This is a genomic window from Corynebacterium felinum, assembly GCF_030408755.1.
GTDB classification, from domain to species: Bacteria; Actinomycetota; Actinomycetes; order Mycobacteriales; family Mycobacteriaceae; genus Corynebacterium; species Corynebacterium felinum.
The window spans coordinates 332,402-353,427 of sequence record NZ_CP047209.1 but is presented as its reverse complement, the minus strand read 5'-3'; the positions used below and the strand labels follow the sequence as shown (position 1 = coordinate 353,427).

The 21,026-nt window shown below is 56.8% G+C and carries 14 protein-coding genes; 1 reads left to right on the top strand and 13 read right to left on the bottom strand.

Annotation, left to right across the window (positions count from 1 at the left end; all coding sequences use genetic code 11):
* Positions 1–21 precede the first annotated feature (21 nt).
* The 10 genes from pulA to CFELI_RS01535 form a co-directional block, all read right to left on the bottom strand.
* Entirely contained in the window at positions 22–1,836 is a 1,815-nt protein-coding gene (gene pulA, locus CFELI_RS01580) for a type I pullulanase (RefSeq protein WP_277104544.1), read from the bottom strand.
* Positions 1,837–1,922: 86 nt separating this feature from the next.
* Positions 1,923–3,230 (bottom strand): DUF4032 domain-containing protein, encoded by a 1,308-nt coding sequence (locus CFELI_RS01575; protein ID WP_277104545.1) that lies wholly within the window; start codon positions 3,228–3,230, stop codon positions 1,923–1,925.
* A 98-nt stretch (positions 3,231–3,328) separates the two neighbouring features.
* The gene (locus CFELI_RS01570; protein WP_277104546.1) at positions 3,329–4,420 is read right to left on the bottom strand and encodes an ABC transporter ATP-binding protein; all 1,092 of its coding nucleotides are present in this window, start codon (positions 4,418–4,420) and stop codon (positions 3,329–3,331) included.
* Positions 4,421–4,627: 207 nt separating this feature from the next.
* Positions 4,628–5,380 (bottom strand): ABC transporter permease, encoded by a 753-nt coding sequence (locus tag CFELI_RS01565; RefSeq protein WP_277104547.1) that lies wholly within the window; start codon positions 5,378–5,380, stop codon positions 4,628–4,630.
* A gap of 23 nt (positions 5,381–5,403) precedes the next feature.
* Positions 5,404–6,330 carry an ABC transporter ATP-binding protein gene (locus CFELI_RS01560; RefSeq protein WP_277104548.1) on the bottom strand — a complete coding sequence of 309 codons (927 nt, stop codon included), beginning with the start codon at positions 6,328–6,330 and terminating at the stop codon, positions 5,404–5,406.
* 86 nt (positions 6,331–6,416) lie between these two features.
* A complete protein-coding gene (locus CFELI_RS01555) occupies positions 6,417–7,151 on the bottom strand; it encodes a response regulator transcription factor (protein WP_277104549.1) in 735 nt (244 codons plus the stop codon).
* Between the two features lie 9 nt (positions 7,152–7,160).
* A complete protein-coding gene (locus CFELI_RS01550; RefSeq protein WP_277104550.1) occupies positions 7,161–8,396 on the bottom strand; it encodes a sensor histidine kinase in 1,236 nt (411 codons plus the stop codon).
* A 95-nt stretch (positions 8,397–8,491) separates the two neighbouring features.
* Positions 8,492–9,403 (bottom strand): DUF8462 domain-containing protein, encoded by a 912-nt coding sequence (locus tag CFELI_RS01545; RefSeq protein WP_277104551.1) that lies wholly within the window; start codon positions 9,401–9,403, stop codon positions 8,492–8,494.
* 250 nt (positions 9,404–9,653) lie between these two features.
* Positions 9,654–10,298: a YczE/YyaS/YitT family protein gene (locus tag CFELI_RS01540; protein WP_277104552.1), complete on the bottom strand. Its 645-nt coding sequence runs from the start codon at positions 10,296–10,298 to the stop codon at positions 9,654–9,656.
* A gap of 297 nt (positions 10,299–10,595) precedes the next feature.
* Positions 10,596–10,832, bottom strand: coding sequence for a hypothetical protein (locus tag CFELI_RS01535; protein ID WP_277104553.1), 237 nt, complete (start codon positions 10,830–10,832; stop codon positions 10,596–10,598).
* A gap of 44 nt (positions 10,833–10,876) precedes the next feature.
* Here CFELI_RS01535 and CFELI_RS01530 point away from each other — a divergent pair, with 44 nt between their 5' ends.
* Positions 10,877–11,365 (top strand): hypothetical protein, encoded by a 489-nt coding sequence (locus tag CFELI_RS01530; RefSeq protein WP_277104554.1) that lies wholly within the window; start codon positions 10,877–10,879, stop codon positions 11,363–11,365.
* Positions 11,366–11,380: 15 nt separating this feature from the next.
* Here CFELI_RS01530 and CFELI_RS01525 read toward each other — a convergent pair whose 3' ends face one another.
* The 3 genes from CFELI_RS01525 to rpoB all read right to left on the bottom strand — a co-directional run bounded on the left by CFELI_RS01525 (position 11,381) and on the right by rpoB (position 20,878).
* On the bottom strand, positions 11,381–12,592 hold the full coding sequence (locus tag CFELI_RS01525; protein ID WP_290259211.1) for an MFS transporter: 1,212 nt from the start codon (positions 12,590–12,592) through the stop codon (positions 11,381–11,383).
* Positions 12,593–13,257: 665 nt separating this feature from the next.
* Positions 13,258–17,265, bottom strand: a complete 4,008-nt coding sequence (locus CFELI_RS01520) for a DNA-directed RNA polymerase subunit beta' (RefSeq protein WP_277104556.1) — start codon at positions 17,263–17,265, stop codon at positions 13,258–13,260.
* A 118-nt stretch (positions 17,266–17,383) separates the two neighbouring features.
* Positions 17,384–20,878, bottom strand: coding sequence for a DNA-directed RNA polymerase subunit beta (gene rpoB / locus CFELI_RS01515; protein WP_277104557.1), 3,495 nt, complete (start codon positions 20,876–20,878; stop codon positions 17,384–17,386).
* Between the last annotated feature and the right edge of the window lie 148 nt (positions 20,879–21,026).

Genomic DNA, 21,026 nt, shown 5'->3' with positions numbered 1-21,026 from the left:
ACCCCCACCGCCGCTAGCGGCCTACCCGGCATGCTCCAACACCACCACCCTCAGGGGGTTAACAACATACTCCCCTGACAACTCAATCGGCTGCGGATCATGAAATACCGTCCCATCCGTAATATGCACACGATACTTCCCCTCAGGGGTTGAATGCACCAACGGATGCTCAGAAGCATTAATCAACACAAACGCATCTCGGCCCTTACCAAACGCGTCGGCTACGCGGTAGCTCAAATGTGACCCCTCAGCAATCAGCCTCTCAGGGGTGTATCCTGAGCTACGCGTCCACGCATATTTGCGGCGGAACACATTCAAATGCCGCAGAAAACCGGATTCTTTCGCAAATTCAGCAGCCCGATCATAGTCAAATGCATTCACGCTATCAGGGCTTTTGTACGAGTTTTCCTCGCCCAGCTTGGTGCGCAAAAACTCCTGCCCCGCGTGCACAAACACGATTCCGCGGGCCAAGTATTGCGTTGCTGTCGCCAGAGTGTGTCGCTTAGCAATGTCGCTTATCGACGCCCCCTGCAGCGTCGCGGTACCCACCAACTTGTCGAACATCGTCCAGTTGTCGTGAGCCTCGTTGTACACCACGTTTTGGCTCGCGTCGATGGGTGTGAGGGCGTCGAAAAGCTTCGAAGCTAGATCCCCGCCACCCCCTGAGACGAAACCGGAATCGCCGATCGTGAAGTTATTTCCTTTCACCACGTCGCGGTAAAAATCGTTGAACATGCCTACCCGTGGTATCAGTGATGCATTTTTTTGGTTTGCACCGCGTACCCCCTGAGGGTGGTTACCCATTTCCCAGCCTTCGCCGATGATGATGATGCCGGGGTCGATGTCGTCGAGTGCGGCGCGTACGGCGTTGATGGTGTCGACGTCGTGGATACCCATGAGGTCGAAGCGGAAGCCGTCGATGCCGTATGTGCGGGCCCAGTGGACGACGGAGTCGACGATGAATTTGCGCATCATGGGGCGTTCGGATGCGGTTTCGTTTCCGCAGCCGGTGGCGTTGTGCCATGTGCCTTCAGGGGTTTGGCGGAAGTAGTAGCCGGGTGTGGTGCGTTGGAGGGGGTTGGTGTCGACGTCGTAGACGTGGTTGTAGACCACATCCATGATGACTCTGAGTCCGTGGTTGTGGAGGGTGTCGATGAGTTGTTTGAATTCGATGATTCGGCTGGCGGGGTCGTGGGGGTTGGTGGAGTAGGAGCCTTCGGGGGTGTTGTAGTGGACGGGGTCGTAGCCCCAGTTGTATTGGGCGTTGAAGCTGAGGTCGCCGGATTCGTCGACGCTGCCGAAGTCGAAGACGGGCAGGAGTTGGATGTGGGTGACACCTAGGTTGGTGAGGTAGTCGAGTCCTGAGAGGTTGCCTTTGGTGGTTCGGGTTCCGGTTTCGGTGAGGCCGAGGAATTTGCCTTTGTGGGTGATGCCGTTGGTGGGGCTGATGGTGAGGTCGCGGATGTGGGCTTCGTAGATGATTGCTTCTGTGGGGTCGGGGAAGCTGGGCATGCGTGGGCTGCGCGGGATGAGGGTGTGGAGGTCGATGACGACGCCGCTGTGTCCGTTGGCGGTGACGCTGCGGGCGTAGGGGTCGACGGTGGTTGTGGTGGACCCGTCGGGGAAGGTGAGTTCGTAGAGGTATTCGGCGAGGTGGTGGTCGCCTTCGATGTAGGTTTCCCATTCACCGTTGGCACCTTGTGTCAGGGGGTAGACCCCTGAGGGGAGGTGGAGTTTTATGTCGGTTGCGGTGGGTGCCCAGAGTCGGAAGGTGGTGCCTTCTGGGTTGTAGAGTGCTCCGAGTTCGCCGTGGTAGACGGGGTAGTTGTCGGTCACGGTTGTTTTTCTCCTTGTTTTGTGGTGTTTATTCTGCGGTGGTTTAGGTTAGGCGTTTGTGGTTTTGGTGGTCAATTTGGTTCGGTTTAGAAGGCGATGTCGTCGAGGTAGTCGTCGCGGTATCCGTCGTCTTGTTCTGTTGTGATGAGGATGGCTTCGTCGCGGTGGGTGGGTAGTACTTTGGCGTAGTAGGATTGGGCGGCTTGGGTGAGGGGGATGTGGGTGTGTTGTTCTTGGCTGAGGTAGTAGCGGTGGTCGAGGATTTCGTGGAAGATTTGGGCGGGTTCGAGTTTGTGTTTGAGTTCGTCGGGGATGGCGTTGATGGTGGGGAGGTATTCGTTGGTGTACCAGGTGCGGGCGGCTTCGTCGATGGGGGTGTGGTTGTTGGCGGTGATTTCGCTGAGGAGTCGGCGGGCTTGTTGTTCTTCGACGTCGAGTCCGATGAGGTGGATGAGTTGGTTGCGGTGGTGTCCGGCGTCGATGTTGGCTGGGGTTGCGGTGATGGTTCCGCTGCCCCCTGAGAGGAGCTGGAGTTCTGTGACGTCGAAGCCGATGTCGGCGAGCGTGTCGACGCGTTGTTGGACTCGCCAGTATTCGTCGGCGGGTACTTCGATGGGGTCGGTCAGTAGGTGCCAGAGTTCGAGGTAGTAGGTTTCGACGCGGTTGCCGAGTTGGATGGGGTCGAGGTTTTCGTCGAGTTTGCCCCCTGAGGCGAGGTCCATGAGTTCGCCGATGATGTTGACGCGGGCGATGTCGACGTCGTATAGCCTGCGTGCTTGTGAGAGTTGGGGTTGGAATTCGCCGGTTTCGGCGTCGACGAGGTAGGCGGTGAAGGTGTCGGCGTCGCGGCGGAAGAGGGTGTTGGAGAGGGAGACGTCGCCCCAGTAGAAGTTGTTGAGGTGGAGCCTGACGAGCAGGATGGCGAGTGCTTTGATGAGTTTGTTGGCCATGTCTGCTTCGAGTTCGCGGGAGAAGATTTCGCGGTATGGGAGGGAGAAGCGGAGGTGTTCGGTGACGAGTGCGGCGGTGAGTGTGTCGCCGTTGGTGTCGCGTCGGCCGGTGATGACGGCTATTGGTGTGACGCAGGGGGCGCCGATGCGGCGGAGTTCGCGGAGCATGGCGTATTCGTGGTGGGCGGTTTTGCGCCCGATTTCTTTGACGGCGGCGATAATGCCCCCTGAGGGGGATGAGGCGCATTCGGGGTCGGTGCCGCGGGTGGCGTTGCTGGTGCCTTGGGTGTTGTCGAGGTGGACGAAGCGGACGATGTGCCGGGAGATGCCGCGTGGTAGGGGGACTACTACGTCGTTGGGCCAGTGTTCGAGTGGGGTTTCCCAGGGGAGGGTGATCAGGCTGGGGGCGTAGGCGGATGTGGCGATGTTCATGGAGTTTTTCATGGTGTTTCTCCGTTAGTTTCGCAGGGGTTTTTAAAGCCCCGCCTTGGGGTGTTTTCTGGTGTGAGATGTCAAGGCGGGGCTTTGGTGGGGTTGGGTGTTTAGGGTAGGCGTTTGCCTGAGGTGGCGGCGAAGTTGTGTTGGCCGGATTCGACGACTCGTACGTGCATGACGGAGCCGCGTGGTGGGGCTACGTTGGGCAGTGCGCGGATGACGATTTGTTGGTCGTCAGCGCCGACGATGTGTCCGTAGAGGAAGGAGTCGGATCCGAGTTCTTCGACGAAGTCGAGGACGAGTGGGATGCTGTTTTCTACTGTGTCGTCGACGATTTCGAGTGCTTCGGGGCGGAAGCCGATGGTGATTTTTCCGTTGTCTTCGGCGACCACTGCGGCGCGGGTGGCTTCGGAGATTGTGACGCGGGCGTCGCCAAGCGTGGCAATGTCACCGTCGAGGGTGAAGGTGAAGATGTTCATCGCGGGTGAGCCGATGAAGCCTGCGACGAAGACGTTGGCGGGGGTGTCGTAGAGTTCGCGCGGGGTGCCTACTTGCTGCAGGTAGCCGTCTTTGAGCACGGCAATGCGGTCCCCCATGGTCAGTGCTTCGGTCTGGTCGTGGGTGACATAGAGCGTGGTGACGCCGAGCTTGCGTTGCAGGGATGCGATTTGGGTGCGGGTTTGGACGCGCAGTTTTGCATCGAGGTTGGACAGTGGTTCGTCCATGAGGAAGACCTGCGGCTTGCGCACAATCGCCCGCCCCATGGCTACGCGCTGACGCTGACCCCCTGAGAGGGCTTTGGGTTTACGGTCGAGGTATTCGGTCAGGTCGAGGGTTTTCGCGGCTTCGTCGACGCGCTTGTCGATCTCGGCTTTGTCTACGCCGGCGATTTTAAGGGCGAAGCCCATGTTTTCGCGCACGGTCATGTGCGGGTAGAGGGCGTAGTTTTGGAACACCATGGCGATGTCGCGCTCTTTGGGCGGTGCGGTGGTCACGTCGCGGTCGCCGATGAGGATGCGCCCTTCGGTGACGTCTTCGAGGCCTGCGAGCATGCGTAGGGTGGTGGATTTGCCGCAGCCGGAGGGTCCGACGAGGACGAGGAATTCGCCGTCGGCGATTTCCAGGTCGAACTTGTTGACCGTGGGCGCTTTCGCACCTGGGTAAACCAGGGTTGCCTGCTCATAGACTACTTTTGCCATTGTGTTCTCCTTCATCGGCAGGTACGTGCCGAACGATCCGATCATGATGGAAAGTGATGCAAATTTTCAGTATTCAGTTAGTGCGACGACCGTTATGTGACGGCCCCAATAACACAACTTAGCATCACACACACGCCACATCCTAAGCGGAAACGTAGTCTGCGTCGCACACCACAAAACGCAGCTACGCTTGTCGACGCCGCCGCCTTATCCCACGTCCCGGCGCGCGTTGACTGCAAATGCCGCCCACACTGGTACGACGATCCAGGCGGTGATGATGGCGAGGTTGAAAAGGAGGGGTTGGGTTTGGCCAAATCCCCAGCCCGCCTCAGGGGTTTGTATGAATAGTTGGGGTGCGCGGCTGAAGGGTTCGATCAGCCACAGGGGTACGAGTGCTGAGATTTGGGCGGCGGCGATTTGGATGAGTTGGCTGATGATGAGCACGAGGCTAATCGGGATGACGATGGCGACGATTTTGGAGCGGCTGATCACGGCTAGTCCGCCTGCGAGCACACCGGCTAAGAGGATGAACAACAGGCTGGTGTTGAGGTCGGCGGTGGAGCTGAAGTCGTAGGGGTTGTCCATCAGTATGGTGGTGGCTAGTAGTGCGAGTGCGAATCCGATTATAAAGTTGAGCGCAATGAAAATTGTGGACACGACTATCCTTGCAATGAGCCAGAGGTGTCTGGTGGGTTGGGTGAGGAATGCGTGGATGTGCATGCGTTCTTCGATGGTGCCTGCGATGCTGGCGCCGATGAAGGCGACGGTGACGATGGCGAAGATGGGTGCGCCGCTGGTGAGGTCTTTGAGGGTGATTGCTTCCTCGGAGTTGGTCAGTAGTCCGATGAGTACGAGTGGGCCGTAGAGGGTTCCGGTGAGCAGGATGGCGTAGATCCAGGTGGATCGTAGGCTGGTGAGTTTGATGGTTTCGCTGCGTAGCGCGTTGGTGAAGGTGTTCATGGTGTTTGGCTCCTTTGTGGGGTTTAGTGGGTGCGGTATTCTTGGGCGCTGGCGGTGGCGGCAAGGAAGCGTTGTTCGAGGTTGTCGCTGCGGGTGTGCAGGGCGGTGATGAGCACATTTTCATTGTGGGCAATGTGTGCGATCTGGGTGCGCAGGTCTTTTTCCCCTTGGTGTCCGACAGGTACGTGGACGTGTTCTTCATCGATGAGGGTGGCGTCCATGCCGAAGCTGCGGAGGGCAATCACGAGGGCTTCCACGTCGGGGCTTTCGGCGACTACGCGGGTGCCGTCGGCTAAGAATTCTTCGAGGCTGTATTCGCCGATGAGTTGGCCTTTGCCGATGACAACGAGGCGGTCGGCGGTCATTTCCATTTCGCTGAGCAGGTGTGAGGAGACGAGTACGGCGCGTCCGCGGGCGGCGTAGTCGCGGATCATGGTGCGCATCCAGGTCACGCCTTCGGGGTCGAGTCCGTTGACGGGTTCGTCGAGGATGAGGTGTTGGGGGTCGCCGAGTAGTGCGGCGGCTACGCCGAGGCGTTGGCGCATGCCGAGGGAGTATCCCCCGACTTTGGCATCTGCGGCGCTGGTCAAGCCGACCATGTCGAGGCATTCGTCGACGCGGCTGGCGGGGATGCCTGCGCCTGCGGCGATGCTGCGCAGGTGGTTGCGTCCGGATCGTGCGGGGGTGTAGAGGGCGGCGTCGAGGACGGCTCCGGCGACGGTGTGTTTGTTGTTCAGGCTGGCAAATTCGGCGTCGTAGCCGTCGCCGCTGAAGGTGACGGTGCCGGTTGTGGGGGTGTCGAGTCCGAGCATGCAGCGCATGGTGGTGGATTTTCCGGAGCCGTTGGGGCCGAGGAATCCGGTGACGTAACCGTCGGGGACGGTGAAGGAGAGGTCGGTGACCGCTTTCTTCGAGCGGTAGGTCTTGCTGAGGTTGCGAACTGTAATCATGGTTTCTATTGTTCGCGATCCCCGTGGGCACATTCATCGTGCCCAGGCGTGATTTCTGTGCTATCAGACTAAGGGATGAGGGTGTGTTAGTGCACGCTGACCAGCCCTGTGCGCAGTGCGAAGAGTACGGCGTGGACACGGTCGCGGCTTCCGGTTTTGGATAGCACTCGCCCGATGTGGGTTTTGACTGTGGGTAGTGAGATGAATAGGCGTTGGGCGATTTCGGTGTTGGACCAGCCGAATGCGATGCAGCTTAAGATTTCGGCTTCTCGCATGGTCAGGGGGTCGATGAGGTGGGCGTTGAGTTCGTTGAGTTGGGTCGGTGTGATCTCGATGCTGTCTTCGGTGACTGGTTGGCTGATGGCGCTAGGTGTTGCTGCGGCATGGTGGTTGCGCAGGTGGCCGAAGAGTTTGACGGTGGCGGCGGGGCTGATCACCGCGGAGCTGCTGGAGACGGTGCGTACGGAGTCGATGAGGTTTTCTGGGGAGGTGTCTTTGAGCAGGAATCCGGATGCGCCTGCTTCGATGGATTTAATCACATAGTTGTCGGTATCGAAGGTGGTCAGCACGATAATGCGGGTGGGTTCACCCCCGGGTGCAACTGGTTGATGCGCCAGGATTTGTTCGGTGGCGTCGATACCGTTGAGTACCGGCATTTGGATGTCCATGAGGATGACATCAACGGGCTGTGAGAGTGCTAGTTGCAGAGCTTCTTCACCGTTGTTGGCTTGCCACGCAACGTGGATGTCTTCTTCGGATTCGAGCACCATGGCGAATCCTGCGCGGACGAGGGCTTGGTCGTCGACGAGTCCGATGAGCATGAGTTCTCCTTAAATGGGTAGGGTGACCATAACGCACCAGCGGTTGTCGTGGTCGGTGGTGATTTCGGCGGTGCCGCCGTGGAGTTTGGCGCGTTCTTCGAGCCCGATCAGGCCACGCCCGGGTGTGCGGGGCTTGTCGACGAGCCCGGTGCCGGCGTCGTTAAGCACGCTGATGTGCAGGAGGGTGGGGTTGGTCCAGTCCATGGTGATGTCGATCGGGACAGCGCCTGCGTGTTTGAGTGCGTTGGTCAGTGTTTCTTGAAGGATGCGGAAGATGCTTAAGCCCACGATTTCGGTGACGTCTCTGGGCTCGCCGAGGATGCGATAGTTGACCTGCGCGCCGGCGCGTTCGGTTTCGCGGATGAGGTCACGGATTGCGTCGAGCCCGGGTGTGGTGGACAGGGAGCGTTCGTCGTGAGTGCTGGCGCCGAGCACGGACAGTAGTGTGCGCACTTCGGTTAAGGCGTTGCGCCCGACCTGGGAGATGGTTGCAAGCGCGTCGAGTGCTTGGGCGGGGTCTTTTTTGCCGGCGAATCTGCCGCCGTCGGCTTGGGCGATGATCACGGTCAGGCAGTGGGCGATCACATCGTGAATTTCGCGGGCGATGCGGTTGCGTTCGACGACTGCGGACATTTCGGCGTGATCTTTGAGCATTTGATAGCGCTCGTTGCGACGTCGGGTGACCAGTCCGATGTTCCAGAACAACGCGATCGAGACAATAGCTTGCACAATACCCATCAGTGAACCGAACAGCGCAGCGTGGCTATCAAAAAATTCAGTAAGGCGCGGCTGGGTGGGGTCTTTGACCGGCAACACCACTCCGGGGAAAAGGGTGGAGACGAACATTCCGACGATGCTGCCGACGACGAGGGTGATCAGCCACGCTTTGCGGCCGCGATGAATATAGGCGGCGATAAACCAGGATTGGTGGCACACAACTAGGTAGCCGATGGGGATTGCAATCCAGGGTGAGAAAACGAACACGATGAGGCTGATAAAGATGACCCACAGCCCAGCGTGACTGTACCAGCGTTGCAGGATCAGCCCTAAGTTGAGCGCAACGATGCTGATCCAGCCGAAGCCTTCAAGCACCCATTGTGCAAATACGGGAATATCGTAAAATGCTGCACGATTAAAGCCGGTGATGTCGGAACCTGCGCTGAGGTAGAGGGTAGTGACCAGAAGTTGGATGACAACCTGCATCCAGAGTGTGGGGTCTTTCCACCAAATATGTGCGGTTTCCATATTTTCTCACAGTAGCCGGTTATAGGCGTTTGCTTCATCATGCTGTGGTATGAGTGCACGCAGCACAGTTGCTTTACGCCAGTTGCGGGCGCACGCTAGAACCACTGTTGGGTGGTGGTGTGATCGTCGTGGTGCAGGGTGCGTAAATATTCGCGCAGGTACGGCAGTGTGAATGCGACATGCCCACGGCTGGGGGATACAAGTAGTCCGGCGCCGATGAGTCGGGTGCGGTAGTTCGTTGCTTGCTGCGGTGAAAGGTGAAGTGCGCTGGCGATAGTCCCGATGCGGCTCGGCCCGGTGTCTGCTGCGATGGTGCACAGCATTGCGATGTCACCGGCGGACAGTCGTTGCAGGGTGGGCACGAAGACGCTGGCGATCAGCTGTTCGCGGGCTAAGTGGCAGGCGTTGTGCGCTAGTGGCAGGGTCACGGTGGCATGTGGCGCAAGTTGTTCGAGCACAAGCCCGATGAGGGTGGGATATCCGTGGGTGTAGGTGGTGATGAAGTCTTTGGCGTCGGCGTCGACGTGTGCGTGCTGTTCGACAACAGTGTGGGTGGCACTGGGGCTTAAAAGCTGGAGTTGATAGAAATCGGCGGTGGTGAGTTCTTCGGCGATCCGTTGGGCAAGGGCTGGGGTTCCAGTGATCAGGCAGGTTGCGGGTGTGGTGTCTGCTTCTTGGAGTTTTGCGGTGAGTTCGGTGATGCTGCGTTTGGGCCAGCGGTGGAGATCATCGCAGGTGAGTGCATGATGGGGCGCTAGTTTTACATCTGTAAAAGTTGCAGGCTGCAGGCTATGCATGCCCCACCCTTGCTTATCGACGAGGCCAGCGTACGCCCGCAGCACACTCGTCTTGCCCATGCCCGGCGCACCTGCCACAACGAGGACAGTGAAGCGCTGTTGATGAAAGGTTAGTGCACAGTCGCGAAGAATGCGCGGGCGCCCCCAGAAAAAGGTGTCGTCAAATCCTTCACCGACGACACCTTGAGCGAGAAGGGCACAAGGTTCCATAGGTGATAAGGATACCAAGCCTGTGTAATTGTGTATAAACCTGTGTAATTCTATGTAAAGTTGTGTAATTTTCACGCGGCACACACTCCCCCACCGCCACGCAGGCACTGAATAAAAAACAGCAGGTCACACGGCAGCTACTACTGGCCGAAAGCACAGAAAAAGCACTCTCCTAGCAAAGAAAGAGTGCTTGTGTAATTCTGTGTACACATCCTCACCCACCGTGCACACGGCAGGAAGATTCGATCACTTAAGGATGCAAACGACGTCGCAACGCCGGAATAAACAACCCCGCCACCGGCCCCAGCAACAGCGCCGACATGACAGTCGCCTCCCGAATCACCGAAAGATCATGAAGGAAAACGAACGCAAGAACGAGTGCAGTAAGCACACACGTAATATCAAACGGAAGCTTCACCTTGGCAAAAGGCACCCCACGCACATCCGCAATCGCCGACACCAGACCCTCCCCTGGCAAAAACAGCGCCCGCGCCGCAGCAAGAAACGCAACACCCACACCCAACACGCCAATCCCAGCGAGCACAGTCACCAACTGCATAAAATAACCGTTCGGCTGAATAAAGCGCAGCAACCACATCCACCCATCAAGACTCGCACTGGCCACAACCAACGCTGGCAACTGCAGCAGCGCATGCTTCGGAAAAGCCTCACGCAACAGCAGTTTCTGGGCCACAATAAAGCACACGTTCACCACGAAAGTCCAGCCCCCGAAACTCAAACCCCCAATCAAACTAGCAACCCACACCGGGCTACTCACCGGTGCCGTACCCAGCCCGCTGCGGGTGATAATCGCAGTGCCGAGCATCATAATAAGAATTCCGGCGAAACTCGCACCAAATTGTGCTTTCGTCGGCATGTGCGGGCCAGGCTGCATATATTCTCCTTGAAAAATGGTGGGGTTCACGCTTAAGGCTAGTGGCTAAACCAGCTGACCCAGACATCCCCGTTCCACACTGCGGTGCACACCTTGCACACACGCCCGAAAGTAATAAATATTTGGTGACAAAAACTTTACTATTTACCCCCACCCCCAGAAGTGCCACTACCCCACCAACACACACCCAATATGCTGCATCTTTACTCGTAAAACCCCCACAGCCAAACACGCCGAAAGCCACATGCCAAAGAGTGAAAACTGGGGCAAAGTTGTACACATTTTGTGACAAAACTTTCACGATTTCAGCCACGATCCCACACCATCCCCAGCTTTCCCATTCACGCAATCATGCAGGTCATCACCCCACGAAACACCATTCCACACGCACCAACACAACCAGAAAGCGGCAAAAACAACGGAAAGTTGGAAATATTTTTCACCAAAACTTTCACTATTTGACCACACAGTGAAAGCATGAATATCGACGACAGGTTTATTCACGATCTCATCGCGCAATGTAGAGCGAATCATAGTGATTTCAGCACTGTCGAACTTAAAACCAGCTGCCCGCTTCCTTGCCCACCACAATCTGTACTTTCGTCAACATACCCGATGGGGGATGGATCATTCTCGGCGTTATTAAAAAGGCCGACTTCGCCATTGACGGTGTACACAATCCAGCAAAAACGGCTGAAGGCATTGTTCATATTGCGTACAATGCAATACGTCCTTCACCCCCTACGCGACCGTTGCGCATCATAGCCCATACGATGCACACAATCACGGACAGAATTACCAACAATGCCAACCACAATGAACTTGCCCAACGTCACAGGCAACCACAGAATAACCGAGAAAAATTCTCATCCAATGCGCTGAGCATCCTTGCCGTAGTCAAAAAATACCCACAAGGTGCAACAATGCACACACTTCAATCTGAAACCGGTTTAAACGCTAACCAAATCCGCTACGCCATGAAAAGCCTACTGTCCGCCAGCACAATCATTATGGAAGGAGGACGCGGCAAGCGCCGTACGGTGTACCGGAGCTTATCAGCAAAATAAAACAGTGCGGGTAAATCACCTGCGCACCTTCATCGACCACGCTTCTACAAAGACTAAAGGGATAAGGAAAAGCACACACCCAATCGAGCCACTGATAATCAGAAGCAACTGCGCTGACACGCACTGTAAAAGAATGCCCGCAGCACACATTCCCACTGGTGCTAAAACCGAACTCACTCCAGTTTGAAGGGCATAAACTCTTCCCCTTTCCTCCTGGCAAAATTGCTGGGCAACAAAATGAGTGAAGGAGGGCTCAGTATATGCGGTACTGAAATAAGCGCAAAACTGCAATCCAATCGCCAGCTGCGCAGGCCAAGCCATTGCCACCGAAACCCCAGCTAGAGAACCCAGCGTTGCACCTAGTGATTGAAGCACGCCAGGGCATTTCTTAGGCAGACGGATTTTAGCGCACACCGCTCCACACACCAGCGCCCACACCCCAATGGATTGGAAAAGGCCAATGAGCACAGGGGTGTAGTTCTCAATCAACACGAGTGGCAGGCATACACTGACTACTCCCCCAGTCAACGAGGCGAGAATCCTCGTGATAACCCACGTTGGTAGCCACCGCGATTGATGCGCGATACGCACAAGTTGCACCCATTGCCCAACAATATTCAGAAGCGCTACAACAGCGCTTACCTGCGCAGATATAGACGCAGACGAAGATCTTCTTCCCCTGCGTGCCTTTTCTGGTTCATCAATACGCGCAACAAGAAAAGCAGTAAGGAAAAAAGACACAGCATCAATAGCAAGCCCTAGCAGTGCAGCATTGCACGCCACCAGAATGCCACCAACAGCCCCACCAAGAGCGAGATAAACCCGTGAATACAGCGCATTAGTTGCCAGCGTGTTTTTCAGCGATTCTGCTGGCACAAATTCTGCCCACAGTGAATTAATCGCGGGCCGGAAGTACCCCACACTAAGCCCATTGATCGCACAGCCGCTCACCACAAGTACAACGCCGAAATGTCCACCAAAAACAATCCCTCCCACTACTGCAAGATTCGCCACCCCACGTGCACTATCGCTAAAAACGAGCGTCGTAACGCGCCGTGAATGATCCGCATAAATTCCCCCAGCAGCAAAAGAAAAAAGCATACCTAGGCTTAAGGCAGTCAGTGCAGCGCTCATAGGAATCGCCCCCAGTGATTCAGCTATCGCCAGAGTAAGCACCACGCCCGTAAGCCCATTGCCGAAAGCCCCAATGACAGATGCACGACGCAAGCAACACAGGTTGGCAATTGCATGCGTGCGCAATCTTAAAATATCCGATACCAGCATCGAAAGGAGTTTCACTTCCCGTTAACGTTATGTAGGCATGTTCATTCCCTGCCAGGATACAAACCCAGTTTCGCCCAACACGATTGGTTAGCCCCGAATTTTACTCCCACCACCAACCACGTGTCCGGCAATGGGTAGTCGGAAGGTACTCATTTCGTTACCATTCCCTAGCACCACCTACCAACGTTTATTCACGATCTCATCGCGCAATGAGGTTGCCCCACCAAGAGAATGCTTGTCTTCAGGATTATCACATAGGGAAGGGATAAGGGGCTGAGGAATAAGCGAAGTTATAAGGCGGGAAGACTCCGCACGCCATGGCGGAAAAATATTCCTATTAATACGCGAGGATTGATTCAAAAATACTGATTCGACTTTCAGTTCACGGGTGAAAAATTGACCTGCGGTTTTACAGGTAGCACTTGCTCTATGTCGAATCAATATTTCGCTTATATATCAGTCAATGTCAACGCCCACTACCGGCTCGCAGTAACACACCATAGAAAAACACCACCTCCCCCGCCTTGTACGAACAAGGTGGGAAGGTGGTGTTGACAGTGCAGACCTTAATGAGAAAAGAAATTGCGGATTCTTTTAAGCCTCAGGCCTTACATATCAAATGCTTCATCCAATGGGACAGACGCACCGGTGAAGTCACCGAAGCCATCATCACCGTAGATGGAATCACCATAAGTTGGGATGGAGTATGCAGCATTACGTGCAGCCTCAGTTGGCTTCACAGTGATGTTGCGGTAACGAGAAATACCCGTACCAGCTGGGATCAGCTTACCGATGATCACGTTCTCCTTCAGACCGATCAGCTTATCCGAACGCTTGTTAATAGCAGCGTCGGTGAGCACGCGAGTGGTCTCCTGGAAGGACGCAGCAGACAACCACGACTCGGTAGCCAAGGAAGCCTTGGTAATACCCATGATCTCACTGCGGAGCTCAGCAGGCTGGCCACCAGCAGCAATCGCCTCAGCGTTCGCAGCCTTCGCCTCAGCCAAATCAACCAAAGTACCAGGCAAGAACTCAGTATTACCCGACTCAATCACGGTACCGCGGCGCAGCATCTGGCGAATGATGATCTCAATGTGCTTATCGTGAATCGCCACACCCTGAGCACGGTAAACAGCCTGGACTTCGTCAACCAAGTGCTGCTCAACACCACGACGACCCAGAATCTCCAGCACATCGTGCGGATCAGCAGGACCGCGCAGCAAACGATCACCAACCTCGACATGATCGCCGTCGGTAAGCGTACGCTCAAGCCACGCACCAGGATTGTTCGACATCGGAACACGAGTATTAGCCAAGCCCTGACGCTTCGACAGCTTCTCGTAAATCACATCGTCCGAACCATCATCAGGAGTAATGGTCAAGGTGTAGAAGTTACCTTCATCCTCCAAGTGGACCGTACCGGCCACAGAAGCAATCGGCGCACGGTTCTTCGGAACACGAGCCTCGAACAGCTCCTGAACACGAGGCAGACCACCGGTAATGTCACCACCGACACCACCCTGGTGGAACGTACGCATCGTCAGCTGGGTACCAGGCTCACCAATCGACTGAGCAGCAACAATACCCACAGCCTCACCGATATCAACCTGCTTACCCGAGGCCATGGAAATGCCGTAGCACTTCGCACACACACCGGTAGCGGTCTGACAGGTCAGAACCGAACGAACCTTCACTTCTTCAACGCCAAGCGCAACAAGCTTCTCAACCAAAACCTCAGTGAGATACTCGCCAGCAGAAGCAACAACCTCATCATTGCTCTTGACATCAACAGCCAACGCACGACCCAAAACAGACGTTTCGATCAAGCTATGCGCAACATGGGAAGTCACATTGCCTTCCGCATCCTTCACAGGCTGTGCAACAGGAACCTTGATACCCAGGCGGGTCTCACAGTCATCCTCACGCACAATAACATCCTGCGCAACGTCCACCAGACGACGAGTCAAGTAACCCGAGTCGGCGGTACGCAAAGCGGTATCGGCCAGGCCCTTACGGGAACCGTGGGAGTTGTTGAAGTACTCCAACACCGACAGACCTTCACGGAAGGAAGTCTTAATTGGGCGAGTGATGTACTCACCACGAGAGTTCACCACCATGCCCTTCATGCCGGCCAGGGTCCAGATCTGACGCATGTTACCGGCAGCACCGGACTTCACGATCATTGGAATCGGGTTGTCGTCAGGATACATAGCCTCAACGGCCTTACCCACCTCATCGGTGGCGTTCTTCCACAACTCAACCAGACGATCGTAACGCTCACGCTCGGTCAGAGCGCCCTGCTCCCAGTACTTACGCTCGATCTTGCGGGCCTCAGCCTCGTACTTCTCCAGACGCTCGTCCTTGTCCTCAAGAACCAAAACGTCGCTCATGGCGATGGTCACACCGGAACGCGTTGCCCAGTAGAAGCCAGCATCCTTCATCTTATCCATGGTCTGAGCCACGGTAATCATTGGGTACTGTGCTGCGAGGTCGTTAATGACATCGCCCAACATGATCTTGTCGGAGCCGCCGCCCTTACGAACCATCACACCTTCAAGGTATGGGTAGTTCCAAGGCAGAAGATCGTTGAAGTAGATACGACCCAAGGTGGTATCGGCAAGCCAAGTCTGGCCCTTCTGCCAACCATCAGGGAACTGCTCAGCCTCAATATCTGCTGGCGGACGCAGGTGAGAAATACGCACCTTAATCTTCGCCTGCAAACCAAGCTCCTTGCGGTCGTACGCCATGATGGCCTCAGCCACCGAGGAGTACATACCCGTTGCAGGGCCCTCAGAAGTTGCAGGCTTGTATGCGCCGTTGCCGCCGATCTCGTGCTCAGCCTTATCCATGGTCAGGAAGTACAGGCCGGTCACCATGTCCAGACGAGGCATAGCCAAAGGCTTACCAGATGCTGGGGACAGAATGTTGTTCGAAGCCAGCATCAAAATGCGAGCCTCAGCCTGAGCTTCTGCCGACAGTGGCAGGTGCACAGCCATCTGGTCACCGTCGAAGTCGGCGTTGAAGGCTTCACAGGCAAGTGGGTGCAGCTGAATAGCCTTACCCTCAATGAGCTTCGGCTCGAAAGCCTGAATACCCAGGCGGTGCAGGGTTGGTGCACGGTTGAGCATCACAGGGTGCTGCGCAATGGCCTCTTCCAGAACGTCCCACACCTCAGGGCGCTGACGTTCCACCATGCGCTTAGCCGACTTGATGTTCTGCGCGTAGTCGTTTTCGACCAGGCGCTTCATCACGAACGGCTTGAACAGTTCCAAAGCCATCAGCTTCGGCAGACCACACTCGTGGAGCTTGAGCTGAGGACCAACGATAATAACGGAACGACCGGAGTAGTCAACACGCTTACCCAGCAGGTTCTGGCGGAAACGACCCTGCTTACCCTTAAGCAGATCGCTCAGGGACTTCAGCGGACGGTTACCAGGACCAGTCACTGGGCGGCCACGACGACCGTTGTCGAACAGGGCGTCAACGGACTCCTGCAGCATGCGCTTCTCGTTGTTCACGATGATCTCAGGAGCACCAAGATCGATCATGCGCTTGAGGCGGTTGTTGCGGTTGATCACACGACGGTACAGATCATTCAGGTCGGAGGTGGCGAAACGGCCACCGTCGAGCTGAACCATTGGGCGAAGCTCTGGTGGGATGACTGGGATGCAGTCAAGCACCATGCCAGCAGGATCGTTACCCGAGCGCTGGAAGGCTGCAACAACCTTCAGACGCTTGAGGGCACGCATCTTCTTCTGGCCCTTGCCTTCGTTGATGATCTGGCGCAGTTCCTCAGCCTCAGCGTCGAGGTCGAAGTTGCGGATCAGCGTCTGGATCGCCTCAGCGCCCATGCCGCCGGTGAAGTAATCTTCGTAGCGGTCAACGAGCTCTTCGTAGATCTTGTCGTCGATGATCATCTGCTTAGGAGCAAGCTTGATGAAGGTCTGCCACACCTCGTCGAGGTGATCGATGTCGCGCTGAGCGCGCTCACGAATGTGCTGCATTTCCTTCTCAGCAGCGTTTTGCACCTTGCGGCGCGCATCTGCCTTTGCACCAGCTGCTTCCAGCTCAGCCAGGTCTTCTTCCAGCTTCTGGGCGCGCTCGGAGATTTCGGTCTCCGCTTCGGTTTCGCGCTCCTTCTTCTCCATCAGCATTTCTGCTTCCAGAGTGGTCTGGTCATTATGGCGTGCTTCATCGTCAACGCTGGTGATGATGTTCGCAGCGAAGTAGATGATGCGCTCCAGGTCCTTCGGAGCTAGGTCGAGCAGGTAGCCGAGGCGGGAAGGCACACCCTTGAAGTACCAAATGTGGGTCACAGGCGCGGCCAATTCAATGTGGCCCATGCGCTCACGACGCACCTTAGACTTGGTCACCTCAACGCCACAGCGTTCACAGATAATGCCCTTGTAGCGGACGCGCTTGTACTTACCGCAGGCACATTCCCAGTCGCGGGTAGGACCGAAAATGCGCTCGCAGAACAGGCCGTCCTTCTCAGGCTTGAGGGTACGGTAGTTAATGGTTTCCGGCTTCTTGACCTCACCCTTAGACCAACGGCGGATGTCGTCGGCGGTGGCCAGGCCAATGCGGAGTTCTTCGAAGAAGTTGACGTCGAGCACGTAACTCCCTTTCCTAAAGAAGTGGTGGTTAATCAGTTACATTCCGCCTGCTTATCGACGCCGTCGCAACGCTTGAGAAGCGAAACGCACGGTGTCGATCACAGCAGACCTGGCGCAATTAGGCGATGTCAGCGTCCGAGCGCTCGTCGCGCGAGAGGTTGATGCCCATAGAAGCACCAGCCTGATCGAACTCGTCATCATCGGAGCCGGACAGTTCCATTGGGGTGCCGTCAGCCGAGAGAACCTCGACGTTCAGACACAGGGACTGAAGCTCCTTGAGCAGAACCTTGAAGGACTCAGGAATACCTGGGTCTGGGATGTTCTCGCCCTTGACAATTGCCTCGTACACCTTCACACGACCAACCACGTCGTCAGACTTAATCGTCAGAAGCTCCTGGAGGGTGTATGCGGCACCGTAGGCCTGCATTGCCCACACTTCCATTTCGCCGAAGCGCTGGCCACCGAACTGTGCCTTACCACCCAGTGGCTGCTGGGTAATCATGGAGTAAGGACCAGTGGAGCGGGCGTGAATCTTCTCGTCCACCAAGTGGTGCAGCTTCAGGATGTACATGTAGCCGACGGAAACAGGGAACGGGAATGGTTCACCGGAGCGGCCGTCGAAAAGCTGCGCCTTACCGTTTTCGTCCACCATGACATCCCCGTCGCGGTTCGGGCGGGAGCTACGCAACAGACCAGCAAGCTCGTCGTTGGTTGCACCGTCGAACACTGGGGTGGCGGTCAGCGAGCCTGGCTCCACATCGTAGAGGTCTTCCGGCAGGGTCTTGAGGATTTCGGCGTTCGCTGGGTCTTCGGTGTCGATCTTCCAACCTGCAGCAGCCAACCAGCCGAGGTGAACTTCCAGCACCTGGCCGATGTTCATACGACGAGGCACACCGTGGGTGTTCAGGATGATGTCCACTGGGGTGCCGTCTGGCAGGAATGGCATGTCTTCCTGAGGCAGGATCTTACCCACCACACCCTTGTTGCCGTGGCGGCCGGCGAGCTTGTCGCCGTCCTGGATCTTACGCTTCTGGGCAACGTAGACGCGGATCATCTCGTTGACACCTGGCGACAGGTCGTCATCGTCCTCGCGGGAGAAGCGACGCACGCCGATGACCTTACCGGTTTCACCGTGAGGCACCTTCATGGAGGTGTCGCGAACCTCGCGAGCCTTCTCACCGAAGATGGCGCGCAGCAAGCGCTCTTCAGGGGTCAGCTCAGTCTCACCCTTCGGGGTGACCTTACCCACCAGGATGTCGCCGTCGCGCACGTCGGCACCGATGCGCACGATACCGCGCTCATCGAGGTCCTTGAGTACGTCTTCGCTCACGTTCGGGATTTCACGGGTGATTTCCTCGGCACCTAGCTTGGTGTCGCGGGCATCGATTTCGTGCTCCTCGATGTGGATGGAGGTCAGGATGTCCTCTTCCACGAGACGCTGATTCAGGATGATCGCGTCCTCGTAGTTGTGGCCTTCCCATGGCATGAAGGCAACCAGCAGGTTGCGGCCCAGTGCCATTTCGCCGTTGTGGGTACCTGGACCGTCGGCAAGAACCTGGCCCTCTTCGACGCGTTCGCCGAGGTCAACCAGTGGCTTCTGGTTGTAGGAGGTGCCCTGGTTGGTGCGCTCGAACTTGCGCAGCATGTAGGTGTCGCGGATGCCTTCATCACTCATGATGGTGATGTAATCAGCGGACACGGACTCGACGATGCCGGCCTTCTTGTTGATGATCAGGTCACCAGCGTCGTAGGCGGCGCGCAGCTCCATACCGGTGCCCACGAATGGGGCTTCGGAACGCACCAGTGGCACTGCCTGGCGCTGCATGTTCGCGCCCATCAAGGCACGGTTAGCGTCGTCGTGCTCCAAGAATGGAATCATGGCGGTTGCCACGGACACCATCTGGCGTGGGGAGACGTCCATGTAGTCGATGTCCTTACCGGACACGACCTGGATATCACCCTTCTTCAGGCGCACGGTCACGCGATCTTCGGTGATCACACCGTTCTCGTCGTACTCGGTGTTTGCCTGGGCGACCACGTAGCGGTCTTCTTCATCGGCGGTGAGGTAATCGACGTGGTCGGTGACCACACCGTCAACCACCTTGCGGTAAGGGGTTTCGATGAAGCCGAAAGTGTTCACGCGGGCATAGGATGCCAGCGAGCCGATCAGACCAATGTTCGGGCCTTCGGGGGTTTCAATCGGGCACATACGTCCGTAGTGCGAGGCGTGGACGTCACGAACTTCGATGCCGGCGCGTTCACGCGACAGACCGCCGGGGCCCAGTGCGGACAGGCGGCGCTTGTGGGTCAGGCCGGACAGGGAGTTGTTCAGGTCCATGAACTGCGACAGCTGGGAGGTACCGAAGAACTCGCGGATCGCAGCAGAGACTGGGCGCACGTTGATCAGGGAGGTAGGGGTGATCGATTCCGCATCCTGGGTGGTCATGCGCTCGCGCACAACACGCTCCATGCGGGACAGACCCACGCGTACCTGGTTCTGGATCAGCTCACCCACGGTGCGCAGGCGGCGGTTACCGAAGTGGTCAATGTCGTCGGTTTCCACTGGGATGACTTCGCCGGTTGGGCTGGTCATGGTGGTTTCGCCGGCGTGCAGACGCACGAGGTATTCGATGGTGGTGGCGATGTCTTCGTCGGTGAGGGTCATCAGGCCCTCGTTGTCGCCACCCAAACCGAGCTTGCGGTTGACCTTGTAGCGGCCCACCTTTGCTAGGTCGTAGCGCTTTGCGCGGAAGAAGGAGTTATCCAGCAAAGACTGTGCCAGCTCGCGGGTTGGCTGCTCGCCTGGGCGCTGCTTGCGGTAGATTTCCAGCAGAGCTTCGTCGGTGTTTGCCACACCGTCGGACTCGAGGGTGGACATCATGATTTCGGAGAAGCCGAAGCGCTCCTGAATCTGTTCGGTGGTCCAGCCCAGTGCCTTCAGCAGCACGGTGACAGGCTGACGACGCTTGCGGTCGATGCGCACGCCGACCGTGTCACGCTTATCGACGTCGAATTCCAGCCATGCGCCACGCGAAGGGATCACCTTCACTGCATGCAGTGGACGTTCGGTCGACTTGTCGATGGTCTGGTCGAAGTACACACCAGGGGAACGAACCAGCTGGGAAACCACGACACGCTCGGTGCCGTTGACGATGAAGGTACCTTTTTCGGTCATCATCGGGAAGTCACAGATGAAAACTGTCTGCGACTTGATTTCGCCGGTATCGGTGTTGATGAACTCTGCGGTCACATACAGTGGCGCGGAGTAGTTGATGTCTTTGTCTTTGCACTCGTCGATGGAGTTTTTCTTCTCCTCGAAGCGTGGCTCAGACAGCGACAGGGACATGTTGCCGGAGTAGTCGACGATGGGGCTCAACTCTGCGAGGATATCCTCGAGACCAGAGGTGACCTTTACACCCTCGCCCAATTCTGCCTGACGACGGGCACGCCACTCGGGCGAACCAATCAACCAAGCGAAAGATTCCAGCTGAATATCAAGAAGACCTGGGACCTCAATAGGTTCGGTGATCTTCGCGAACGACTTACGTTCGGGAGCCCCAGGAATTGTGGCCTTGGTCTGGCGGGAGACTGCCAAGATGGGTCCTTCCAGCACCTCGCGCGGATGGTGGCCCCGCAATATTGACCACCAAAACCGCTGGTAATTGCAATTTCGGTCTGCACAGGAAACTTTTGCCGTAGATAGCACTAACAGACCTTGTCAAGTCGGCCTTCCGGCTGTGTTCGATCAAGGTCAGTATGCT

Coding starts and splice junctions, on each gene's coding strand:
- CFELI_RS01575 (WP_277104545.1), bottom strand. CDS start 3,230: ATGAAAAACTCCATGAACATCGCCACATCCGCCTACGCCCCCAGCCTG.
- CFELI_RS01570 (WP_277104546.1), bottom strand. CDS start 4,420: ATGGCAAAAGTAGTCTATGAGCAGGCAACCCTGGTTTACCCAGGTGCG.
- CFELI_RS01565 (WP_277104547.1), bottom strand. CDS start 5,380: ATGAACACCTTCACCAACGCGCTACGCAGCGAAACCATCAAACTCACC.
- CFELI_RS01560 (WP_277104548.1), bottom strand. CDS start 6,330: ATGATTACAGTTCGCAACCTCAGCAAGACCTACCGCTCGAAGAAAGCG.
- CFELI_RS01555 (WP_277104549.1), bottom strand. CDS start 7,151: ATGCTCATCGGACTCGTCGACGACCAAGCCCTCGTCCGCGCAGGATTC.
- CFELI_RS01550 (WP_277104550.1), bottom strand. CDS start 8,396: ATGGAAACCGCACATATTTGGTGGAAAGACCCCACACTCTGGATGCAG.
- CFELI_RS01545 (WP_277104551.1), bottom strand. CDS start 9,403: ATGGAACCTTGTGCCCTTCTCGCTCAAGGTGTCGTCGGTGAAGGATTT.
- CFELI_RS01540 (WP_277104552.1), bottom strand. CDS start 10,298: ATGCAGCCTGGCCCGCACATGCCGACGAAAGCACAATTTGGTGCGAGT.
- CFELI_RS01535 (WP_277104553.1), bottom strand. CDS start 10,832: ATGATTCGCTCTACATTGCGCGATGAGATCGTGAATAAACCTGTCGTC.